This is a genomic window from Coleofasciculus sp. LEGE 07092 (assembly GCF_015207375.1).
Lineage (GTDB): Bacteria > Cyanobacteriota > Cyanobacteriia > Cyanobacteriales > Coleofasciculaceae > LEGE-07092.
On record NZ_JADEWY010000293.1, the window covers coordinates 1 to 1190 of the forward strand.

Below are 1190 nucleotides of genomic sequence, written 5' to 3' on the forward strand. Positions count from 1 at the left end.
GTGAGAGAGGGGGGGCTTCTGGGGGTGGTGAGCCGTTGCCGTTGGCAAACCCAGGGTTGGCAGGTGATACCAATCCATTGGTTGCTGCATTGCTCTTGTGTTGCAAGAGTTGGCGCACCCGCGCAATTTCCCCCATTAAGTAGTCTTGGTTGGCGGCAAACCAGTTTTCAGTGGCGTTGGGTTGGGATACAAACATTGGCACTTTTCGCGCTGCAATATTACCCACTATAAGTCAGCAAGCTAGGGGAGTTGGGGAGCGGTAATGTAAACGCTATATGTAATTTGAGACGGTGGTTTTACCTGTACTGATACCACCTGTGAATCCAATAATCCGTTTCAAGGGTGATGAGCAACAAACGCTAGTGGTTAAAACCACTGGCTCATACATAAAGTCCTCTTAAGAGGACTAAATACTGACTCTACAAGGCTTTTAGTCCATTTCAATGGACTTTCACTATTAGCCCGGAGTTTGAACTCCGGGCGGATTTTCGGGCTTATCGACAAAGGTGCAAGATGTCAGTTTCAAGGGTGATGAGCAACAAACGCCAGTGGTTAAAACCACTGTCTTATAGCTAAAGTCAGCTAAAGCTGACTGGATGAGTATTTTAGTCTACAAAGCGTGGAGTTGAGCTATTAGCCAAGACCTTGAAGAGTACAGTTGAGGTAAGCACTGGGTAATCTGGGAGACTATGAAGGGGCGATCGCTGCTTATGAGAAAGCGATTCAATTTAAACCCGAGTATCAGTTAGCTTGGTACAACTGGGGTGTGGCGCTGGAGAAATTAGGAAAGAATGAAACAGCGTCGCATCTAACCAAAGATATAAACTGAAAAAATAAACCTCTTCCGATAAATCAATGGTTAAGCGGTTTTGGCGGTGGCTAGTGCGGTGGATTCAGTTGATATTGTCACCGTTGCTAAAGAATAGGAGACGCAGGCGGGTGAAGCTTCAACGCCTCAGTGATGCAGACTATCAGCAGCTATTTCGGCAACTGCTAACTGGGGTGAGTCAGGGATGGAACTCACAAGAGGTATTCCAACATTTAGGACATCGGGTGAATGATTGCTATTTTAAGGCGTGGCTGCGGGAGTATGGGAAGCGGTTGCGGAAATTGCCAGAGGCGGATCATCAGTTGGCGTCGCAGTTAGTGCGGTTGAGTCGGGTGGGGTGTGGGGAATTGGGGGAAATTGC

2 protein-coding genes and 1 pseudogene are annotated in these 1190 nt (G+C 47.6%); 2 read left to right on the forward strand and 1 reads right to left on the reverse strand.

All coding sequences use genetic code 11. From position 1 onward, the window contains the following. Positions 1-196, reverse strand: a 196-nt coding sequence (locus IQ257_RS29640; RefSeq protein WP_193933529.1) for a hypothetical protein, incomplete at its 3' end; no start/stop codon positions are given. Between the two features lie 474 nt (positions 197-670). Between IQ257_RS29640 and IQ257_RS29645 the strand changes: the two genes are divergently transcribed. Both IQ257_RS29645 and IQ257_RS29650 read left to right on the forward strand, forming a co-directional pair. Further along, positions 671-829, forward strand: coding sequence for a tetratricopeptide repeat protein (locus IQ257_RS29645; RefSeq protein WP_193882874.1), 159 nt, complete (start codon positions 671-673; stop codon positions 827-829). 110 nt (positions 830-939) lie between these two features. Continuing rightward, positions 940-1190 (forward strand): annotated as a pseudogene (locus IQ257_RS29650) (hypothetical protein); the annotation flags it as partial.